Consider the following 21225-nt stretch of genomic DNA (forward strand, 5'->3'; position numbering starts at 1 on the left):
CTCCTTAGTAACTGCCATGGCTGTTATTTTCAATTTCTTCTACGGTTACTTTGCGCCACATTTTCACATAACACCATGTGGTGTAAAGTAAAATAAGTGGCACAAAAATACTTACTGCAATAAACATTACATTCAATGTTCTATGGCTAGAAACCGCATCCCATATTGTTAAACTAATATCAGGGTGATTACTTGATGGCATAATAAATGGGAATAAAGACATTCCAGCCGTCATGATCACACCGCCAAGCATTAAGCTTGTTGCTATTAATGCCAGCCCCGGTCTATTAATTTTTGAACATATCCACGCTAATGCAGCCATTAAAAAAGCGACCGCAGGGAACAGCATAGTTAAAGGCATTTGTTGATAATTGTTTAACCAAGCACCTGCAGAGGTGGTTACTGTTTTATCTAGTGGGTTTGCAAAGCCTTGCGTATCACCCATCGAGATTATTTGGTAACCATCAAGATTAGCAATCCAAATACCTGCAACAGCAAATAACACGATGAATGCTAACAGTGCATAACGACCATATTGCGCTGAGCGACGAGCAACATCACTGTCTGTACGCAGCTGTAACCACATACCGCCATGGGCAAGTAACATAGTTACGCTGATCAAGCCGGCTAATAAGGCAAATGGATTTAATAATGCAAAGAAAGATCCTTGGTAGCTGGTTCTAAGGTATTCATCAATACTAAATGGCACACCTAAAAACAGATTGCCAAAGGCCACGCCAAATACCAGAGCAGGAATGGCACTGCCAGCAAATAAGCCCCAATCCCAATTGTTACGCCAGCGTGGAGAGTCAATTTTGCTGCGATAGTCAAAACCCAAAGGTCTAAAAAATAAGGCAAACAATACCAACATCATAGCAAAGTAAAAGCCCGAAAATGCAGCCGCATAAACCATCGGCCACGCTGCAAATAAGGCACCACCTGCGGTGATAAACCATACTTGGTTACCATCCCAGTGTGGACCTACCGTATTGATCACCACACGGCGTTCACTGTCGGTTTTACCAACTAACTTGATAAGCATAGCCACGCCCATGTCCATACCATCGGTGATTGCAAAACCAATTAACAATACGCCGATGATAACCCACCAAAGTAACTTTAACGTTTCATAATCGAAAATCATGATTTTGCTCCTTGCTCGTCAGTTATTTGGTCGCCATTAGTATGGTCATCTAAATGTTCAAAGTGATATTTACCAGTGTGCAATGAACTTGGTCCTATTTTAACAAATCGCAGCATCAGCCAGCCTTCGACAATAGCAAGGCCGGTGTAGAATACGATAAAGCCGGTTAAGCTTATTAAAATATCATTGACAGTCAGTGACGAGGTCGCTAAAAAGGTCGGCAGTATTTCAGAGATTGCCCACGGCTGACGGCCATACTCTGCAACTATCCAGCCAAACTCGATTGCTATCCAAGGTAGAGGAATACTCCACACCGCAGCCCACAATAACCAACGTTTCTGTTCAATCACACGATGTGCATTGTAATAAAAAGACAATACAAATACGCCCAGCATAATCACACCACAGCCAACCATGATCCTAAATGACCAAAACATCGGGCCTACTTGAGGGAACGAATCTTTAACGGCTTGCTGAATTTGTGCTTCAGTTGCATCCACTACATTTGGTGTATAACGCTTTAACAATAAGCCGTAGCCTAAATCAGCTTTGAGGGTGTCAAACTTAGCAATATTCTCAGCTGAGTCATCACCACTGCGCAGTTTTTCAAGGTATTTATAAGCGATCATACCGTTACGAATACGCACTTCGTGTTGTTTTTCTAAATCATTAATGCCGATGACTTGCTCATCTAGCGAGCGGGTCGCTATTAAGCCTAGTGCATACGGGATTTTAACGGCAGCATGGGTCACTTGTTTATCGGAATCAGGGATCCCAACTAACGTAAACGCAGCGGGTGCTTCCTCGGTGTGCCATTCAGCTTCAATGGTTGCCAGTTTTACTTTTTGTACTTCACCGACTTCATAGCCTGATTCATCGCCAAGTAAAATAACACACAATACTGAGGCTAAACCAAAGCCGCTAGCGACTGAAAAAGAGCGTTTTGCAAAAGCGAGATCACGGCCCTTAAGGATATACCAACTACTGATCCCCAATACGAACATGGATGCGGCAACATAGCCCGCAGACACAGTATGAATAAACTTAACTTGTGCGACAGGGTTAAACACAAGCTCGGCAAAACTCGTCATTTCCATGCGCATAGTTTGATAGTTAAATTCAGCACCGACAGGGTTTTGCATCCAACCATTAGCGACTAATATCCACAGCGCAGACATATTAGTACCAATAGCCATTAAAAAGGTTGCACCTAAATGCTGGCGTTTACTGAGCCGCTCCCAGCCTAAAAAGAACATACCCACAAAGGTCGATTCTAAAAAGAATGCCATTAACCCTTCTATCGCAAGGGGAGCGCCAAATACATCGCCCACATAATGAGAGTAATAAGACCAGTTAGTACCAAATTCAAACTCCATGGTAAGGCCTGTGGCTACACCAATGGCGAAGTTAATGCCAAATAGTTTACCCCAAAACTTGGTCATATCACGGTAGATTTCTCGGCCGGTCATTACATAAACCGACTCCATGATCACTAAAATCCAGGTCATACCTAGAGTCAGTGGTACAAATAAAAAGTGAAACAGGGCGGTGACAGCAAACTGTAATCGCGATAGATCCACAAAGGTTTCATCTATCATTTTTTATAGCTCCTTGTATGTGCGGGCGAGTCACAAAACAAATAAAGTAAGCAAAAGTTAGTTAATGAAGTTTCAGTAATTATTGAAACCTCATGCATTATTCTCTTTTGGTTAATTATTGTCAATCACAACATGGATAAATATTACCCCATTATGATTAATGCGACGCTTTTTAATCAGCTTTAGTTAGTGAAACACAGAGCTTAACTATTTACCAATATATGTTTGAAAAACAGGCAAATAGTTCTGGTTGTATCAGTAAAGGTACGTTGGTGAAGGTTTCTCTAATTTATTCAGGGTGTGTCATTTAATCGCGCAGTAAAACAAGCTAGACTACTGCCTATGACCGTCTTGTTGACTTGTGAATAAAAAACAGCCATGAATAAAGATAAACAGCCACTACGTATAGCGATTGTAGTTGGAGAGCTCTCTGGTGATATTTTAGGTGAAGGCCTAATTAAAGCATTGAAACAGCGCTACCCTGATGCCATTTTTGAAGGTATTGCAGGGCCGAAAATGCAGGCGCAAGGCTGTAGTAGCTTATTTGATATGGAAGAGTTAGCTGTAATGGGCTTAGTGGAAGTGCTAGGCCGATTACCGCGGTTATTAAAAATTCGCAAGCAACTAGTCCAACACTTTATTGATAACCCGCCAGACGTTTATATCGGTATTGATGCACCTGACTTTAATTTACGGGTTGAAAAGCCGTTAAAAGATGCTGGTATTAAAACGATTCAATATGTAAGTCCATCAGTGTGGGCATGGCGAGAAAAACGTATTCACAAAATCAGCGCTGCAACCAATATGGTGCTGGCTTTATTACCGTTTGAAAAAGCATTTTACGATAAACATAATGTGCCATGTACTTTTGTTGGCCATACACTGGCTGATGATATTGCCCTTGAGCATGACGACAGCGCAGCGCGTCAACAATTGGGTTTAAGCCTTGATGATAAAGTACTGGCATTATTGCCAGGTAGTCGAGGCTCAGAAGTAGGGTTGCTTAGTGAAACTTACCTTAAAACAGCGGCCGGGCTACAAGCTAAAAATCCTGATTTAAAAATAGTGGTGCCATTAGTAAATGAGCAACGCAAAGCACAATTTAGTGCTATTTTGGCAGCTACAGCGCCACAACTAAATATTCAGTTGTTGGATGGGCAATCGAACCTTGCAATGCAAGCGGCAGATGTGATTTTAATTGCATCAGGTACCGCGACCCTGGAAGGGATGCTTTATAAAAAACCTATGGTGGTTGGCTATAAAATAAAAGCCCTAAGTTATTGGATTTTTAAAAGTTTATTCACTTTTAATATTAAATACTTTTCGTTACCAAACTTATTAGCTGACGAAGAGCTAGTGCCTGAATTTATGCAGCATGATTGCAGCGTTGAAAACCTAACGAACGCCCTTGAACCAATGCTAAATAGTGATAATCGCGAGTTGAAAGCGCGTTTTTTAGCCATTCACCAGCAAATACGCTTAAATGCTAGTGAGCAAGCAGCCACTGCTGTTGCGGAGATTATAGATGCAAATTGAACGACCTAACCTCAGCTTTATCGCTGGCGTTGACGAAGTCGGCCGTGGGCCATTAGTTGGCGATGTAGTGACCGCTGCGGTGATCCTCGATCCAGCTAAACCGATAGCTGGTCTTGCGGATTCAAAAAAGTTAACCGATAAAAAACGCCAAGCACTGGTAATTGAGATCAAAGAAAAAGCGCTGTGTTGGTCCATTGGCCGATGTAGCCCCACAGAAATCGACGAGTTAAATATTCTCCATGCCACTATGCTGGCAATGACTCGTGCGGTTGAAGGCTTAAGTACCACCCCTGAGTTTGTATTTGTCGATGGCAATCGCCTACCTGCGCTCAGTATGCCGGCACAAGCCGTAATAAAAGGCGACAGTCTAGTGGCAGAGATCTCAGCAGCATCCATTATTGCTAAAGTTGCCCGTGATGATGAAATGATTGAGCTTGATAAACGCTATCCAGAATATGGTTTTGCAGGTCATAAAGGCTACCCAACCAAGGCACATTTTGCTGCTCTTGAGCAGTACGGCGCCATTAGTGAACATCGTAAAAGCTTTAAACCAGTACAACGTGTACTGGCGATGCAGGAGAAGTAATGGCAGCTCCAGATTTTGTGCATTTACGGGTACATTCAGACTTTTCAATGGTCGATGGTTTAGCGAAAACTAAACCGATTGTCGCCAAAGCGCAGGAATTACAATTACCGGCATTGGCCATTACCGACCAAATGAACTTATGTGGTTTAGTGCGCTTTTATGACACCGCTCATAATGCGGGTATTAAACCAATTGTTGGTGCTGATTTTTGGTTACACAGCCCAGAGTTTCCAGAAGGGCCTTGTCGGTTAGTTATTTTAGCTAAAGATAATGTCGGTTATAAAAATCTTACCCTTTTAATATCTAAAGCGTATCAACGTGGGCATTTATTTCATCGCCCTGTTATTGAACGAGATTGGTTAGTTGAGCACAAAGAAGGGCTTATTTTACTCTCTGGTGCCAAAGATGGCGATTTAGGTAAAGCGCTATTAAAAGGCAACCCAGCGACAGTTGAGTCGGTGGTTAGTTTTTATAAACAGCATTTTAGTGATAACTACTATATTGAGTTGATACGTACTAAGCGTACACAAGAAGAAGACTATTTACACTTAGCGGTTGAGCTTGCAACCGTTGAGCAATTGCCAGTGGTGGCTACCAACGAAGTGGTATTTTTGAAGCCTGAAAACTTCGAGGCCCACGAAATACGTGTAGCAATATTTGACGGCTATACGCTTGATGATAAACGCCGACCAAAGCGCTTCTCTGAAGAGCAGTACTTAAAAACCCCAGCACAAATGGCTGAGCTGTTTAGTGATATCCCAGAAGCGCTGCAAAACAGTGTGGAAATCGCCAAACGCTGTAATGTGACGGTGCAGCTTGGTACGTATTTCTTACCAGATTATCCAACCGGCTCATTAAAAATTGAAGACTTCTTGGTGAAAGTATCCCGAGACGGTCTTGAAGAGCGCCTACAGTTTTTATTCCCTGATGCAGCGGACCGAGCAGAAAAACGTGTTGAATACGACGAGCGTTTACAAATCGAGCTCGATGTAATTAACCAAATGGGTTTCCCTGGTTACTTCTTGATCGTAATGGAGTTCATCCAGTGGAGTAAAGATAACAATATTCCAGTTGGGCCAGGGCGTGGTTCAGGTGCGGGTTCGTTAGTGGCGTACGCGCTGAAAATTACCGATCTTGATCCGCTTGAATTTGATTTACTTTTCGAGCGCTTCTTGAACCCTGAACGTGTATCAATGCCGGATTTCGACGTCGATTTCTGTATGGATAGACGCGATGAAGTAATCGATCACGTATCGGCTCTGTATGGACGAGATGCGGTATCACAGATCATTACTTTTGGTACTATGGCAGCAAAAGCGGTAATACGTGATGTTGGCCGAGTACTTGGCCACCCGTACGGATTTGTTGACCGTATATCAAAACTGATCCCAGGCGATCCCGGCATGACGTTGGCAAAAGCGTTTGATGTTGAGCCACGCCTGCAAGAAGCTTACGATGGCGATACAGAAGTAAAAGACTTAATCGATATGTGTCGCATCCTTGAAGGCTGTACACGTAACGCTGGTAAACATGCCGGTGGTGTGGTTATTTCACCGACTACAATTACTGATTTTGCCGCCCTGTATTGTGACGATGAAGGTAAGTTTCCGGTTACTCAGTTTGACAAAAATGACGTAGAGACCGCCGGATTAGTAAAGTTTGACTTCTTAGGTCTACGAACCCTGACCATTTTGCAATGGGCAGTTGATATGACTAATGAGCGCTTAACCCGAGAGGGCAAAGAGTCAATAGATATCAACACCATTCCACTGAATGATAAAAAGAGTATAGAGCTGCTATTAAGAGCAGAAACTACCGCGGTATTCCAACTTGAATCCCGGGGTATGAAAGACTTAGTAAGGCGCTTAAAGCCCGATTGCTTTGAAGATATGATCGCCTTGGTAGCCTTGTTTCGTCCCGGGCCATTGCAGTCAGGCATGGTAGATAACTTCATCGACCGAAAACTTGGTCGCGAAGAAATTTCTTATCCAGATGCACAATATCAACACGAAAGCTTAAAGCCTATTTTGGAGCCGACTTACGGCATTATCTTGTATCAAGAACAAGTAATGCAAATTGCTCAGGTACTGGCAGGTTACACCCTAGGTGGCGCCGATATGTTACGTCGTGCAATGGGTAAGAAAAAGCCAGAAGAGATGGCAAAACAGCGTTCAACATTTGAAGATGGTGCGCGAAATAACGGCATTGACGGCGAACTGGCGATTAAGATCTTCGACTTGGTAGAGAAGTTCGCAGGCTACGGTTTCAATAAATCACACTCCGCAGCCTATGCGTTAGTATCGTACCAAACGCTGTGGATGAAAACCCATTATCCTGCTGAATTTATGGCGGCGGTGATGTCGGCTGATATGGATAACACTGAAAAAATCGTCACCTTGGTTGATGAATGTGAGAACATGAAGCTCACTTTATTACCGCCTGATGTAAATGCTGGTGCCTATAAGTTTACAGTAAACCTCAAGGGTGAAATTGTTTATGGTATTGGTGCTATCAAAGGCGTGGGTGAAGCGCCTGTAGATGCAATTTTAGAAGCGCGAAGTAACGGTGGGCCATTTAAAGACCTATTCGATTTTTGTGCGCGGGTAGATTTAAAACGTATCAATAAACGCGTAACCGAAAAACTTATTTACGCCGGTGCGCTTGATCAACTCGGTCCCGAGAAAACGCAACCAGCGCGTGCTACGTTATTGGCAAGCTTAAAAGATGCGATGAAAGCGGCTGATCAGCATCATAAAGCAGAGTCGTTAGGGCAAACTGATTTATTTGGTTTATTAGCGACAGAGCCGGATGAAGTCGAGCAAGCATTTATAAAAGCCACGCCACTGACTGATAACCAATGGCTTGATGGGGAAAAAGAAACCTTAGGCTTATATTTAACCGGGCACCCAATAAATCAGTATCGTAAAGAGCTGAAATATTACACCAGTGGTAAATTAGTGGATTTACAGCCAACTAATCGTGATGTGCAATCAACCGCTGCAGGCCTTGTTATAGCTGCACGTACACTAGTAAATAAAAAGGGAAATCGTTGGGGGCTTGTAACTTTAGATGACAAGAGTGCCCGTATTGATGTACGCTTATTCCCAGAACAGTTTGAAATGTACCAAGATATGCTGCAAATCAACAATATCTTGGTAATATCTGGACAGGTCAGCTTTGATAACTTCTCCGGTGGTATTACAATGACCGCCAGAGACATATGCACCATCGCGCAAGCGCGCGAAAAACGTATTAAAGCGATTAAAATGACGCTAAATATGGTGCAAATCGAAGCCAACTTCTTCGATAAATTACAAAAAGTACTCGAACCTTATAAGTTTGGTACTTGTCCGATTAAGGTTTACTATCAGCGTCCAGATGCGTTGGCACAGTTAACCCTCGGGACAGAATGGTGTGTTACGCCTAGTGATGACTTAATTCATAAGTTATCGTTAATGGCGGCGCAAGATGTAGAACTAGAATTTAACTAATTAGGTAGTTTAGAGCATGAGCCTCAATTATCTTGATTTTGAGCTTCCAATCGCAGAGTTAGAAGCAAAAATTGAAGAGTTACAAAATATAAGCCGCGCTGGCGATTTAGACCTTGAGTTAGAAGAGGAAGTCAGTCGATTAAAAGAGAAAAGCGCTAAAATGAAAGAGGAAATATTCTCTAAATTAGGTGCTTGGCAGGTTTCTCAGTTAGCCCGTCATCCGTTGCGTCCTTATACTCGAGATTATATCGAGCGTATTTTCACGGAATTTGACGAGTTTGCTGGCGATCGTACTTTTGCGAATGATCCGGCAATTTTAGGCGGTGTTGCACGCTTTGAAGGTCAACCAGTGATGGTTATTGGCCAACAAAAAGGCCGTGACACAGCTGAAAAAATTAAACGCAACTTTGGTATGCCAAAGCCTGAAGGTTACCGTAAAGCATTACGCTTAATGGAAATGGCAGAGCGTTTTAAAATGCCAATTATGACCTTTATCGACACCCCAGGTGCATACCCAGGTGTTGGCGCTGAAGAGCGAGGCCAATCTGAAGCAATCGCACGTAACCTTAAAGTGATGGCAGCATTAAAAGTGCCAACAATTTGTACGGTTATTGGTGAAGGCGGCTCAGGTGGTGCTCTAGCCATTGGTGTAGGTGATCGCGTTAACATGTTGCAGTACAGTACTTACTCGGTGATTTCACCAGAAGGTTGTGCATCAATTTTGTGGAAGAGCGCTGATAAAGCACCTCTTGCTGCAGAAGCGATGGGTGTAACCGCTGAGCGTGTTAAAGAGCTTGATTTGATCAACAGCTTAGTTGAAGAGCCATTAGGTGGCGCACACCGTAACTACGAAGGTATGGCGCGTAACCTGAAAAATCAACTTAAGCGCGATTTAGCTGATTTACAAGCTCTGTCACTGGATGAGATGCTTGATCAACGCTATAAACGTTTAATGTCGTTTGGCTATTGTTAAGATAAACAAAACAACCAAATTGATGAAAAAAAGCCGCTATTGCGGCTTTTTTGTTTTAGAATGCTTTGGAGCTTGGAGCACTACTAAATTTAAGTTGATGGTTACTCATGCAAACAACATCGTTATACCAACAAGTAAAAAATGCCATTACGCCTTATACCGATGAGCACAAAACCGCATTTACGGTAGCGCTCTCTGGTGGTGTGGATTCGGTGGTATTACTGCATATAATGAATGCGCTAAAAGCTGAAATACCGCAACTGCAATTAAGCGCAGTTTATGTTAATCATGGTTTAAGTCAGTATGGCGACGATTGGCAGCATTTTTGCGAAAAACTATGTGCAATAGTAAAAGTTCCTTTTTACTCGGCTCAGGTAAAAATCACCAATAAATCACGCACGAGTCTAGAAGAGCTCGCCCGCGATGCTCGGTATCAGGCACTTGATCAGCATAGCCCAAGCGGCAGTATTATTTTGCTAGGGCAGCACTTAAATGATCAACTAGAAACGTTTTTACTGCGGCTAAAACGCGGCTCAGGATTACAAGGCTTAGCATCTATGCGGCAAACTCGCACCTTGAGTTCTGGGCGAGAATGTTTACGGCCACTGCTGAACAGCACACGACACAGTATTGAACAATTTGCTACCGAGTTTAAGCTTGAGCATATTACCGATGATTCAAATACAGATGAGCGCTTTGATCGCAACTTTATTCGTCAGCAAATAGTACCTCTATTAAGTGAACGATTTAGCGGCTTTGAGAAAAGCGCAGCACGCAGTGTTAACCTTCTTCAACAGCAGCAAGATGTACTTGATGAATACACTCAGTTAGATTTAAGCCAATGCCAAAACACCCAGCAAGGGTTAAGTTGTTTACAGCTAGCAAATTTTAGCGCTGCGCGCCAAGCAAGTGTTTTGCGTTGTTGGCTTGGGCAGTTTACGACGCTTATGCCATCACAACAACAAACTCAGCAAATACTTACACAAGGTTTAACAGCAAAAGCTGATGCGCAGCTACTTATTCAGTTAACCGAAGGGCAAGTTCGCCGGCATCAAAACTTTTTATATTTTGTACGTGAAACAACCGTTCCTGACAGCCAATCACTAACAGCTCAAAAACAGTTACTTTCAGATGGTCGCACCCTAATACAATTATCAGGTATAGGAGTTAGAAAGCCATTGTCTGATGAACACGTTTCTGTTCAGTTTAATTGCCCACAGGCGCGTATTAAACCGCTTAAAAAACCGGGTCACAACAGTATTAAACATTGGTTTAAAGATGCCAAAGTAGCGCCATGGTTACGTGCTAATGTGCCACTAATTTTTTATAATGAGCAATTGGTTTATGTCGTAGGGCATTTTATAAGTGCAGAACACGCCGATGAAAAAGGTATATTTTGGGAGATAAAAATATGACAACGTCACAGCCACACGTTGGTTTATCACTAGTCAATAAAGCGCCGTTAGGGCTTATAGCTACAGCCGTTGTAGCGGGCATTGCCACGGTAATGTTTGAGCTGGCGCTATTAACGTTAGCGTATTCGGTTGCAGGTGGTTTGGTGTGTGCGATTATTTTAATTGCGTACTGGTTAGGTAAAGGCGGACTATTTTTTATTGTTGGGGTGAGTATTCCATTATTAATGGTCATTGTTGTACCACTGACCAGCATGGCTGCTTTGTTATACCTAATTAGTGGTTTCTTTTTTGGTTTTTGCTTAGCACTATTAGGCTATAAGTTATTGGTCAAGTCAAAAAGTTAGTATAAATATCAAAGTAAGGCCTAGCGGGGGAACTAGGCTTACCTTTAATTAATACGCTTTCGCGCAATTACGCCCTGATGCTTTGGCCTTGTATAAACCTTTATCGGCGCGGGCAAAAATCTCATTCTCACAATCTTTGCTGTTTGCCAAAGTAAATCCAATGCTGGTGGTGACTTCATATTGTTTCATTAAACTTGACTGCGCCACTAACTGCATCACTCGCTGAGCAATCACTTTATTTGTGGTAAATTCAGGATCATCAATTAATACCGCAAACTCATCGCCACCAAAGCGAAATACAGAATCTGTGCCGCGAATACTACTGCATAAAACGTTGGCAAACTCTTGTAATACGTCATCGCCAATTTTATGACCGTAGCTATCATTAACTTGTTTAAAGTTATCTAAATCTAACAACATTAAACTAAATGGACGATGATGGCGGCGAAAGCGCTCTAATTTTTGCGTCAAAATAGCATCAAACTGACTACGATTATTAAGCCCTGTTAAGGTGTCTTTAGTCGCTAGTTTTAGTACGCGGCTATACATTAATGCATTGCGTAATGGGTAAACCAATGCGCAGTGTAAGCCAACTAACTTTTGTTCAATATTGCCCGAAAGCGGATATTGGCAAAAATAGATAAGCTGTCCTAAATGTTCATTATTTATGTCTAAATTAAATGAATATGGCGGTTTGCTGTTATCACTATTAGCAATTTGTGCCACCCCAAGAGATGACTGAAACTGCAAGCCTGAAAAATTAATAAGCTGCTTTGCGTGTTCAGCATAAATCGTTAGTAGCTCTTCTATGTTCAACGTTGTTTGCAGTTTCTCGAGCAAACTATGGATAGCTGCGGGCTCATTATTACGGTAATGCTCTGCCGAAAACGGCAGGAACTCGCCACGTGCTGAGATGCGCTGCGTCAAAATATGGACATTTTCCATGGTTTTCTCCCCCTAGGAGTTTGTTATTACTTTTCTAAGCGATTTTTGTGCCACTATTCCAAACTGGCTGAAAAACAGATAGTTGCTATAGTTAACTCTTAAGTAGCTAAAATTTTGACGGTATGGCAACAGTATAAATAGGAGGTTTATTTGCAAAGTGTATTGGCTCAAATATTTGGCTTATTACTGGCTGCTGTGGTGCTGGTATGGTTATTTAAGCGCATTGGCTTACCGCCGATCCTCGCCTACCTTGCTACTGGCTTATTAGCGGGTAGTCATGGCATTGGCTGGATGGCGCAAAGTCATGAAATACATTTTGTAGCTGAGCTTGGTATTGTATTTTTATTATTTAGTTTAGGGCTGGAGTTTTCTGTTGGCCGCTTAATGGCAATGCGCAATATTGTATTTGGCTTGGGCACGTTGCAAGTAATTGTCACAAGTATTGTGTTTATGCTGATTTTATTGTTGATGGATTTGTCTTTGTTGAGCAGTTTCACTATTGCGACATTAATGGCGTTGTCATCAACAGCGGTGGTGGTTAAATTACTTAAAGAAACCGGCGAACTTAAACAGCGGCGAGGGCAGCTCGCTATCGGAATGTTATTATTTCAAGATATTGCGGTGGTGCCGTTACTGATTACTTTACCTTTACTGGCCCAAAGCAGTGATACTGAAGGCATTGCCTGGGCCCTGACTTTCGCTTTAACTAAAGGCGCGTTTGTATGTTTGTTGTTATGGATGATAGGCAAGTGGGTATTGCCAAAAGTCTTTAGCGAAGTTGCATTAATGCGCACCGATGAATTGTTTGTTTTGACTACTTTAGTGGTTGCCTTATTTGCCGCAGGCTTAACGTATTTATTTGGCTTATCGATGGCGCTGGGCGCATTTTTAGCAGGAATGATGCTCGGCGAAAGCCAGTACCGACATCAGTTAGAAGCCGATATTCGACCATTTCGCGATATTTTAATGGGCCTATTTTTTGTCACTGTCGGCATGCAGCTCGATATTTTATACGTGTTTGGCGTATGGTATTGGATAGTGGCTGCATTAGCGCTAATGCTAGTATTAAAAATTGGTGTTATTACTTTTTTAGCGCAACTGATGGGCGAGCGAAAACAAGATGCAATTGCAGCAGGCATCATGCTGTGGCAAATGGGCGAGTTTGGTTTTGTATTAATTGCGCTTGCTACTAAACACCAATTATTAGCTTTAGATCACGCCTCATTTTTAATCGCTATTGCAGTCATGTCGATGGGCTTAACACCTTATTTAATAGAATCGACGCCTTGGTTATTAAAACAACTTGGGGTATTAAAAAATCCCAACGGTGAGTGGCAGCAACAGCCTAACAGTAGCACTTTGTATCAAAACCATGTAGTTATCTGTGGGTTCTCTCGGGTGGGGCAAACTATTGCGCGGTTTTTAAAGCCAGAAGCAATAGAGTACGTTGCTGTTGAAAGTAACCCAATACTAGTTCAAGAGGCCAAAGCAGCTGGAGAGCCCGTTATTTTTGGTCATGTAAAACAAAAAGATATTTTAAAATCAGCAGGAGTCGAACGAGCTCGACTAGTGATCATTACTTTCACCGATTTTGAACATGCGCAAATCGTGATCGATGCGATAAAGCAAATAGCTTCTGACGTGAAAATACTGGTACGCATGCGCGATGATAGTCATCTCGAAGCACTCAAAGAGCTTGGCGTGACTGAGGTGGTGCCCGAAACGCTGGAAGCGAGCTTAATGTTAGTGTCGCACGTGTTATCTATGTCGGGCGTACCAATGTCGCGTATTGTTAGGCGGGTTAGCAAAGAGCGGCGTAACCGTTACCAATTTTCACATGGTTTTTTTGCCGGAGATAAATTTGATAGTGAAGAAAACAATGCCGAGCGGCTTGAGTATTTACACGTAATAGCACTGCCTGAACATGCTTTTGCGGTTGCTAAAAATATTAATGAATTAAATCTCGAAAAACGTAAAGTATCAGTGCGAGCATTACGGCGCAAAGACCGTGAAATTGAGAGTCCATCGCTGCACACTATTTTACTCGCCGGAGATATTCTTGTACTACAAGGTAAACCTCGACGAGTAGAGCGGGTAGAGTGCTATTTACTCGATGGTACGGATTAGTGAATCGTTAACTGTTAATCGAGCTCTAAAAATTCGCGTATCTGTGGCAGTTTCTCTAAACCATCTTTATAACCAATTTCAATCAAATGCTGGGTATAGCGTTTTTCAAACAATAAGTAACTGGTTAAACTCGATTGAGAACGTTTTTTAACCCCGATCATGCGCAGTAATATTTTAATGGCTAAAGGCATATCACCGTAATAGTTTGCAGCAATGGCGTTAAAGTTTTCTGATGGATTGATCACAAAACTTTGTATTTGCTTTAATTCTTGGTGTTTATCACGCCCAGGTAACAAACCTAAAGTTCGGTTAATTCGTTCAAGGCGCTCAAGATCTGACTGTAAGGTGTCGGTAAACACACTGTCGAGCAAATGGCCCGCAATTGAGGATAACCCTGGGAAGTGAGGGAGATAACCCGGCGGATGAGCTTCTTTGGGCTGATCAACACCAATAATAAATATTTTTTCAGCGCCTAAATGGACACATGGACTCAGTGGCGACAATTGGTGAATAGAGCCATCACCAAAGTAGTGGTTGTATACATTTACGCTCGGAAACACCATAGGAATTGCACTGGACGCCATTAAATGTTCAACGTTAATACGGGTCGCTTGGCCTTCGCGTTTAGCGCGCCGCCAAGGTGATTGTGTATTAGATTGAAAAAACGCCACAGAATCACCCGTGGTATAGCTTGATGCGGTGATTGACAGCGCATCTAAATAATTACGGTGTAAATTACGCTCAATGCGAGTTAAATCTAAAATTTCATTAAGTAAATTACGTAAAGGCTGATTATTCAACAAGCTCGCTGGTGGATGATTAATATGTTCAGATTGAAAACTGGTCAGCATGTTACGCATTAAATGGCCAAACACGCTGATAAAATCACTTTTATATACCATTGACGTAGAAAAGTTTTTCCAAACAGATTCCAGTTTACGTACCGCCAAATGGGTGCATGAAGCATAGCTTGCTAGCGCAGCTGAATTGATCGCTCCGGCAGATGTACCATTAATAATAGTAAATGGCAGCGGGGCGGTACGCGGCATACTGTGCGCGAGCGCTTTAAGAACCCCAACTTGGTAAGCGGCACGTGCACCACCACCGGTCAGTAACAGAGCAACTTTAGGTTTGTTTTTATCGATTTGCTTGATTTTCATAGTTGAGTTTCGTCGTTGCAATTAAGCGGTTAAGCGTCTTTACTTTATTTATTAACTGTAAGTCTTTAAGCTAGAAGAATCAAAGGATACCTTAGCTACGTTAATAATTATTAGTGTAGGCTATGAATTAAATCCATTTAGGGTACTCTTACTGTTATCGCATTTTAATATTTATGGAGTTCGTATGTCAGATCAACCATCAGCGTCAGATGTTCAAAAACGTCCACCGAATAATAACCTTTTATTTGCAGGCATCATTTTAATTATTATCATTATTGCTGCAGCGTTTGTGTTATTAAACTCAAGTGATGAGTCACAAACAGCAACCGAAGTTGAGCAACCCGTAGCAGAGCGCCCCATGATGGAGCTAAAACCAGAGAACGATCCGGTTGTTAATGGCCCATCTGTTAATCCTGAAAAGCCTGCTGATTTAGCCGTGCCAACGCCACGCCCAGTAGAGCCTGAGCCGCAAGTAGAGCCACTACCTACTCTTGATGAAAGCGATCCTGTCGTTGTTGCTAAGTTAGACGAATACCTAAGTGATGCCGCTATGAGTTTGGTTATAAACGACGATGTTATTCGCCGTGGTGTGGTATTTATAGATAATCTTGCCAAAGGTAAAATTGCGCAAAAACACACTCCCGTTATTAAGTTAGAAGAAGGCTTTAGTGTGGTAGAGGGTGATATTCTTACCATTGATCCAAACAGCTATGAGCGTTATACCCCTTATGTAAAAATCTTTACTAGCATGAGCGCAGCGCAAATCGTACGTTTATATGATGAGTACAAACCACTGATCAATGATGCATATACAGAAATAGGCTATCAAGGTGATGCATTTAATCAAACACTTGAAGAAGCGATAGACCTATTATTGGATACCCCAGAGCCAAAAGGGGATATGCCACTGTTACGTGATTCAGTCACTTATCAATATGCTTACTCAGAATGGGAACGCCTACCAGCGGCACAAAAACAACTGCTACGCATGGGCCCTGAAAACATGAAAAAAATAAAAGCTGTACTACGCAACGTAAAAAAAGAGTTAGATAATCAATAATCTTACTTAAATCGTTTAAAAAACAGTGCGATTGTATGTTTAACATGCAATCGCACTTTCTTTTTGTGTTTCCCCTTGAATAACACAGCAAAAGTAGAGATAATCCCTCCCGCGCCAACCAAGGCCCTCAATGGTAGTCTTATTGGTCCTCTCGCAACACTAGCAGGCGAACCTGGTCAGGCCCGGAAGGGAGCAGCCACAGTTTGTGACGTGTGTGCCGAGATGTGGCTGGTAAGACTGCCACCCAAATTCCTCATTTGGGTGTTGTTTGAAGTATAAGTTGACATATTTGTACTAAAAGATGGCATAAACTGGAAGTATAAGGTGGCATAGTCTAGTATTTAACCAAATGGTTAGATGGTTGACTCACATGTACAGAAGAAAAATCAAACACTCCCGTGTTAAAAACCTCCATAAATTTGCTAGTCAAAAAAATAAATCTACTTGTTTAGTCGAATCCTCTTTAGAATTTGATGCTTGTTTCCATTTTGAATTTTCACCATCAATAGCCGCATTTGAAGCACAGCCACTAGGTTACGAATATCAGTTTGATAACCGTATTTGCCGTTACACACCTGACTTTTTACTAACCCACACAGACGGTACGCAAAAATTTATTGAAGTAAAACCGCAAAGCAAAATTGCTGATGAAGACTTTCGTGCACGTTTTATTGAAAAGCAATCTATCGCTAAGCAAGGTGGACGAGATTTAATACTGGTTACAGATAAACAAATCCGTGTATACCCAACACTCAATAACTTAAAGCTTTTACATCGCTACTCTGGTTTTCAGTCTTTAACAAAGCTGCAAGCATCGGTGCTAGAACTTGTTAAGCAATACGGCTCTATTAAAGTGGGCCAGTTAGTTAGCTTTTTAAAAGTAACTGCCGGTGAGTTACTTGCTACGGTGTTACGTTTATTATCATTAGGGCAGTTATTTGCCGACTTAACTACAAATGAAATATCAATAGAAACAGCAATTTGGTCCAACAATGTTTAATGATGGTTTGTTTGATGATGAGTTTAACCAGCCATTACCAAAAGTAGAGACCAAACTACCTCAAAATTACGCCAAAGATTTACAAGCCCTTCCTGAAAAAATTAAAACAACAACATTTGCTAAGCTTAAATATATTCAATGGCTTGAGGCTAATATTCAAGGCGGTTGGACACAAAAAAACCTTGAGCCTTTATTAAAAGTAATGCCCGAAGTTGAGGGAGAAAAAAAGCCCAGCTGGAGAACAGCTGCACGATGGTATAGCGCTTATACCAATGCAGATAAAAATATCATGGCGCTAATACCAAGCCACCGATAAGTTTTTTGAAAAGGCACTTGAGCGTTACTTAGTAAAAGAAAAGCCATCAGTGGCTTCGGCTTATAAGTATTACGCAGACTTAGTTATCATTGAAAACGACAGTGTTGTAGGCAGTGATTTAAAGCCTTTAACATACAAAGCATTTAAAAATAGAATAGATAACTTACCGCAATACGAAGTAATGGTTGCTCGTTATGGTAAGCGCCTTGCTGATATTGCTTTTAATAAAGTGGAAGGGCATACACGGCCTACCCGAGTACTTGAAAAAGTTGAAATTGACCATACACCCCTTGATCTTATTTTATTAGATGATGAGTTGAATATCCCACTTGGACGGCCAACACTCACCATGTTAGTCGATGTGTATAGCCATTGTATTGCGGGCTATTACTTTAGCTTCAGTGAACCTAGCTACGATGCAGTAAGACGAGCAATGCTAAATGCGATGAAACCTAAAAGTGAAGTGGCAAAGCTATACCCTGATACGGTAAATGAGTGGAAGTGTGCTGGTAAAATTGAAACACTCGTTGTTGATAATGGCGCTGAATTTTGGAGCAACAGCCTTGAACTAGCTTTTGAAGAAATAGGCATTAATACTCAATATAACCCTGTCGCAAAGCCTTGGTTAAAACCCTTTGTAGAACGTATGTTCGGCACAATTAACACTGAATTATTAGACCCTGTTCCTGGTAAAACTTTTTCTAACATTTTACAAAAGCATGAATACAATCCCAAAAAAGATGCAATCATGCGCTTTACTACCTTTATGCAGTTATTTCATAAATGGGTAGTAGACGTTTATCATCAAGATGCCGATAGCCGATTTAAGTACATACCAAGCCAACAATGGGATCAAGGCTTTAATACGTTACCACCAACAGTGCTGAGTAATGATGATCTTCAACAACTGGATGTTGTGCTCAGTATTTCAAATCATCGGGTGCTTCGTAAAGGTGGGATACGGCTAGAAAACTTAAGCTACGACAGTACTGAGCTGGCCAATTATAGAAAGCAATTCAGCCATAAGGTATCTCAAGAAGTTTTAATTAAATTAAATCCCGATGATATTTCTTATATATACGTTTACCTCGATAAGCTAGAGCATTACATAAAAGTGCCATGCATAGATCCAAACGGTTACACTCAAAATTTAAGTTTGAATCAGCATAAAATAAATATACGTATTCATCGCGATTTTATTTCGGGCTCTATCGATAATGTCGGCTTAGCAAAAGCGCGTATGTTTATTCATAATAAAATTCAAAACGAGTTTGAAGAGTTAAAAAATGCGCCAAAACACTCAAAAGTAAAAGGCGGTAAAGCATTAGCTAAGCATCAAAATGTTAGTAGCGACTCGCAGAAATCAATAGCTCAGAGCGAGCCAGTAGAACACAAAAAGGTTACACCTAAAGAGCAACCAACAGATAGCTGGGATGACTTTATTTCAGACTTAGATGGATTTTAATTATGCTGACCGACAAACAAAAAGAAAAGCTTAATGAATTTCGCGATGTATTTATTGAATACCCAATAATAAGCACGGTATTTAATGACTTTGACAGATTAAGACTTGGTAAAGGGCTAACAGGTGAAAAGCCTTGCATGCTGTTAAATGGCGATACAGGCACAGGTAAAACAGCACTAATAAAACAGTATAAAGAACGTCACTTACCGCAATTTATTAATGGAGTGATGAATCACCCTGTATTAGTCAGCCGCATACCTAGCAATCCGACACTAGAATCTACTTTAGCCGAGCTTCTTAAAGACTTAGGGCAAGTAGGTAGTACAGAGCGGAAACTGCGAGTAAATGGTACTCGGTTAACGACATCATTAATAAAGTGCCTAAAAACGTGTGGCACAGAGCTGATAATTATTGATGAGTTTCAAGAGCTAATTGAGCATAACCAAGGTAAAAAACGCCGCGAGATTGCTAACAGATTAAAGTATATTAATGATGAAGCGGGCGTATCGATAGTATTAGTTGGTATGCCGTGGGCAGAAAAAATAGCAGACGAACCTCAATGGTCATCGCGTTTATTGGTAGAGGGCGTTCAAGATTCTGTGTCAGCTTAAAATTTAAAGATCGAGCACGTTATCTAAACGCCCTTTAAAATAAATTGCCAACTGAGATAAACAAAGGCTCCAATTGTGTATGGGCATTGTCCATTTCTCGGTAGCATTTAATATGCCAGCATAAAGCAACTTCAACAAGCTATTTTCATTTGGAAAAGCGCCTTTTGTTTTCGTTAATTTCCTAAACTGACGATGGACTGCTTCCACCGCATTCGTTGTGTATATGACCCTACGTATAGGCTCAGGGTACTTGAAATAGGCTGATAAATTATGCCATTTATTACGCCATGAGTTGATCACTAGCGGATAAGCGTCCCCCCATTTAGCCTCCAGCTCATCAAGTGCTATCTCTGCTGCTTCTTTTGTTGATGCGCGATAAACGGGCTTTAAGTCGGCCATAAATGCTTTTTGATTCTTTGACGCGACATACTTCATTGAATTTCGTATTTGATGAACAATACATAATTGAACTTCTGTCTCGGGAAATATAGCTGCAATGGCTTCTGGAAAGCCTGTTAGCCCATCAACGCATGCAATTAGTATGTCTTTAACGCCTCGATTATTTAAGTCGGTAAGTACCGACAACCAGTAATTAGCGCCTTCATTTTCGGATAAATGCAAGCCAAGTATTTCTTTTTTGCCATGAATATCTAGCCCTAATAACGTATAAACGGCTTTACTAATATAACGGCCATCTTCTTTGACTTTGTAATGAATAGCATCAAGCCACACAATCGGGTAGTGACTATCGAGAGGGCGCTGTTGCCATGCTTTAAGCTCTGGAAATAAGTTTATCGGTCACAGCACTGATGGTGCCAGTGGCGACGTTCATGCCGTACATATCTTCAATGTGCTTATTAATATCACGATAGCTCATCCCCATACTGAACATGGAGAGTATTTTTGAGTCTATTTCGTCACTCAATGTCGTTTGGTTCTTCTTGATGAGCTGAGGCTCAAAGCTACCACTGCGGTCTCTAGGCGTCTCTAGCTCAAAATTGCCAGCAGGTGACTTAATCGTCTTCGTGCTAAAGCCATTTTTACGGTTAGGCGCCTGCTCATTAGCGAGGTGATGTTCAAGCTCAGCCTGGAGCGCTGACTCGGTTAATTGTTTGATAAGTGATGTAAGTACACCATCTTTACCGTTTAGCTTTTTACCTGATTGAAGCGCTTTAACGGCATCTTCGAAGTTGAATTGATTTGTCATGTGTCATTCATGTTTTTTATCAGTTTAATCAAATGACACAGATTTTTGAACACTCCCGTGTCAACATCAGTAACGTTGAAGCGATTGGATTATTAATCATCCAGACTGAAAGGGGAGTAGCTATCCCCCTGTGTCAGGATAGTTGTCGCCTCTAACTTTTAATAGAGGCAGATAAAAATGAGACGTCGATTTACACAAGAATTTAAAGTTCAAGCGGTTGAAAAAGCATTATCTCAATGTGATGATG

Annotated in this window: 16 protein-coding genes, 1 other RNA gene and 1 pseudogene; 13 read left to right on the forward strand and 5 right to left on the reverse strand. The window is 41.5% G+C overall.

Annotation, left to right across the window (positions count from 1 at the left end; all coding sequences use genetic code 11):
• Positions 1-4 precede the first annotated feature (4 nt).
• Both cydB and H5158_RS17310 read right to left on the reverse strand, forming a co-directional pair.
• Positions 5-1144: a cytochrome d ubiquinol oxidase subunit II gene (gene cydB, locus H5158_RS17305; RefSeq protein WP_145240499.1), complete on the reverse strand. Its 1140-nt coding sequence runs from the start codon at positions 1142-1144 to the stop codon at positions 5-7.
• Positions 1141-2742, reverse strand: a complete 1602-nt coding sequence (locus H5158_RS17310; protein ID WP_182718679.1) for a cytochrome ubiquinol oxidase subunit I — start codon at positions 2740-2742, stop codon at positions 1141-1143. The genes cydB and H5158_RS17310 overlap by 4 nt, the downstream gene beginning before the upstream one ends.
• 378 nt (positions 2743-3120) lie before the next feature.
• Here H5158_RS17310 and lpxB point away from each other — a divergent pair, with 378 nt between their 5' ends.
• From lpxB to H5158_RS17340, 6 genes are all read left to right on the forward strand, one after another.
• Positions 3121-4278: a lipid-A-disaccharide synthase gene (lpxB, locus tag H5158_RS17315; RefSeq protein WP_145240502.1), complete on the forward strand. Its 1158-nt coding sequence runs from the start codon at positions 3121-3123 to the stop codon at positions 4276-4278.
• Entirely contained in the window at positions 4268-4864 is a 597-nt protein-coding gene (gene rnhB, locus H5158_RS17320; protein ID WP_182740513.1) for a ribonuclease HII, read from the forward strand. The genes lpxB and rnhB overlap by 11 nt, the downstream gene beginning before the upstream one ends.
• Entirely contained in the window at positions 4864-8355 is a 3492-nt protein-coding gene (gene dnaE / locus H5158_RS17325; RefSeq protein ID WP_182718677.1) for a DNA polymerase III subunit alpha, read from the forward strand. The genes rnhB and dnaE overlap by 1 nt, the downstream gene beginning before the upstream one ends.
• A 16-nt stretch (positions 8356-8371) precedes the next feature.
• Positions 8372-9328, forward strand: a complete 957-nt coding sequence (accA, locus tag H5158_RS17330) for an acetyl-CoA carboxylase carboxyl transferase subunit alpha (protein WP_145240508.1) — start codon at positions 8372-8374, stop codon at positions 9326-9328.
• A 107-nt stretch (positions 9329-9435) separates the two neighbouring features.
• Entirely contained in the window at positions 9436-10743 is a 1308-nt protein-coding gene (tilS, locus tag H5158_RS17335) for a tRNA lysidine(34) synthetase TilS (RefSeq protein WP_182718676.1), read from the forward strand.
• Positions 10740-11087 carry a hypothetical protein gene (locus H5158_RS17340; protein ID WP_182740514.1) on the forward strand — a complete coding sequence of 116 codons (348 nt, stop codon included), beginning with the start codon at positions 10740-10742 and terminating at the stop codon, positions 11085-11087. Before tilS ends, H5158_RS17340 begins: the two co-directional genes overlap by 4 nt.
• Positions 11088-11135: 48 nt before the next feature.
• Here the strand turns inward: H5158_RS17340 and H5158_RS17345 are convergent, their stop codons facing one another.
• Entirely contained in the window at positions 11136-12032 is an 897-nt protein-coding gene (locus H5158_RS17345; protein ID WP_149982978.1) for a diguanylate cyclase, read from the reverse strand.
• 150 nt (positions 12033-12182) lie between these two features.
• Between H5158_RS17345 and H5158_RS17350 the strand changes: the two genes are divergently transcribed.
• Positions 12183-14159, forward strand: coding sequence for a monovalent cation:proton antiporter-2 (CPA2) family protein (locus tag H5158_RS17350; RefSeq protein ID WP_182740515.1), 1977 nt, complete (start codon positions 12183-12185; stop codon positions 14157-14159).
• A 14-nt stretch (positions 14160-14173) separates the two neighbouring features.
• Here the strand turns inward: H5158_RS17350 and H5158_RS17355 are convergent, their stop codons facing one another.
• Positions 14174-15319: a patatin-like phospholipase family protein gene (locus H5158_RS17355; RefSeq protein ID WP_182740516.1), complete on the reverse strand. Its 1146-nt coding sequence runs from the start codon at positions 15317-15319 to the stop codon at positions 14174-14176.
• A gap of 184 nt (positions 15320-15503) precedes the next feature.
• Between H5158_RS17355 and H5158_RS17360 the strand changes: the two genes are divergently transcribed.
• The 6 genes from H5158_RS17360 (at position 15504) to H5158_RS17380 (ending at position 19771) form a co-directional block, all read left to right on the forward strand.
• On the forward strand, positions 15504-16379 hold the full coding sequence (locus tag H5158_RS17360) for a DUF3014 domain-containing protein (RefSeq protein WP_182740517.1): 876 nt from the start codon (positions 15504-15506) through the stop codon (positions 16377-16379).
• Between the two features lie 140 nt (positions 16380-16519).
• Positions 16520-16616: signal recognition particle sRNA small type (gene ffs / locus H5158_RS17365), an RNA gene on the forward strand.
• A gap of 133 nt (positions 16617-16749) precedes the next feature.
• Positions 16750-17379: a TnsA endonuclease N-terminal domain-containing protein gene (locus H5158_RS17370; protein ID WP_182740518.1), complete on the forward strand. Its 630-nt coding sequence runs from the start codon at positions 16750-16752 to the stop codon at positions 17377-17379.
• Complete coding sequence (locus tag H5158_RS23410) at positions 17372-17695, forward strand: hypothetical protein (protein WP_259399271.1); 324 nt, start codon at positions 17372-17374, stop codon at positions 17693-17695. Before H5158_RS17370 ends, H5158_RS23410 begins: the two co-directional genes overlap by 8 nt.
• Before the next feature lie 49 nt (positions 17696-17744).
• Complete coding sequence (locus tag H5158_RS23680; protein ID WP_310736708.1) at positions 17745-19160, forward strand: Mu transposase C-terminal domain-containing protein; 1416 nt, start codon at positions 17745-17747, stop codon at positions 19158-19160.
• 2 nt (positions 19161-19162) lie between these two features.
• A complete protein-coding gene (locus tag H5158_RS17380) occupies positions 19163-19771 on the forward strand; it encodes a TniB family NTP-binding protein (RefSeq protein ID WP_259399272.1) in 609 nt (202 codons plus the stop codon).
• 3 nt (positions 19772-19774) lie between these two features.
• Here the strand turns inward: H5158_RS17380 and H5158_RS17385 are convergent.
• Positions 19775-20978: pseudogene (locus H5158_RS17385) on the reverse strand (IS256 family transposase).
• Between the last annotated feature and the right edge of the window lie 247 nt (positions 20979-21225).

Origin of the sequence: Pseudoalteromonas sp. SR45-6 (genome assembly GCF_014163545.1) — a bacterium.
GTDB lineage: Bacteria > Pseudomonadota > Gammaproteobacteria > Enterobacterales > Alteromonadaceae > Pseudoalteromonas > Pseudoalteromonas rhizosphaerae.

What these genes read in the sequence shown, in the direction of transcription:
- H5158_RS17380 (WP_259399272.1), top strand. Translation starts at nt 19,163, where the DNA reads ATGCTGACCGACAAACAAAAAGAAAAGCTTAATGAATTTCGCGATGTA.
- H5158_RS17355 (WP_182740516.1), bottom strand. Translation starts at nt 15,319, where the DNA reads ATGAAAATCAAGCAAATCGATAAAAACAAACCTAAAGTTGCTCTGTTA.
- tilS (WP_182718676.1), top strand. Translation starts at nt 9,436, where the DNA reads ATGCAAACAACATCGTTATACCAACAAGTAAAAAATGCCATTACGCCT.
- H5158_RS17310 (WP_182718679.1), bottom strand. Translation starts at nt 2,742, where the DNA reads ATGATAGATGAAACCTTTGTGGATCTATCGCGATTACAGTTTGCTGTC.
- H5158_RS17360 (WP_182740517.1), top strand. Translation starts at nt 15,504, where the DNA reads ATGTCAGATCAACCATCAGCGTCAGATGTTCAAAAACGTCCACCGAAT.
- rnhB (WP_182740513.1), top strand. Translation starts at nt 4,268, where the DNA reads ATGCAAATTGAACGACCTAACCTCAGCTTTATCGCTGGCGTTGACGAA.
- H5158_RS17340 (WP_182740514.1), top strand. Translation starts at nt 10,740, where the DNA reads ATGACAACGTCACAGCCACACGTTGGTTTATCACTAGTCAATAAAGCG.
- accA (WP_145240508.1), top strand. Translation starts at nt 8,372, where the DNA reads ATGAGCCTCAATTATCTTGATTTTGAGCTTCCAATCGCAGAGTTAGAA.
- H5158_RS23410 (WP_259399271.1), top strand. Translation starts at nt 17,372, where the DNA reads ATGTTTAATGATGGTTTGTTTGATGATGAGTTTAACCAGCCATTACCA.
- cydB (WP_145240499.1), bottom strand. Translation starts at nt 1,144, where the DNA reads ATGATTTTCGATTATGAAACGTTAAAGTTACTTTGGTGGGTTATCATC.
- dnaE (WP_182718677.1), top strand. Translation starts at nt 4,864, where the DNA reads ATGGCAGCTCCAGATTTTGTGCATTTACGGGTACATTCAGACTTTTCA.
- lpxB (WP_145240502.1), top strand. Translation starts at nt 3,121, where the DNA reads ATGAATAAAGATAAACAGCCACTACGTATAGCGATTGTAGTTGGAGAG.
- H5158_RS17345 (WP_149982978.1), bottom strand. Translation starts at nt 12,032, where the DNA reads ATGGAAAATGTCCATATTTTGACGCAGCGCATCTCAGCACGTGGCGAG.
- H5158_RS17370 (WP_182740518.1), top strand. Translation starts at nt 16,750, where the DNA reads ATGTACAGAAGAAAAATCAAACACTCCCGTGTTAAAAACCTCCATAAA.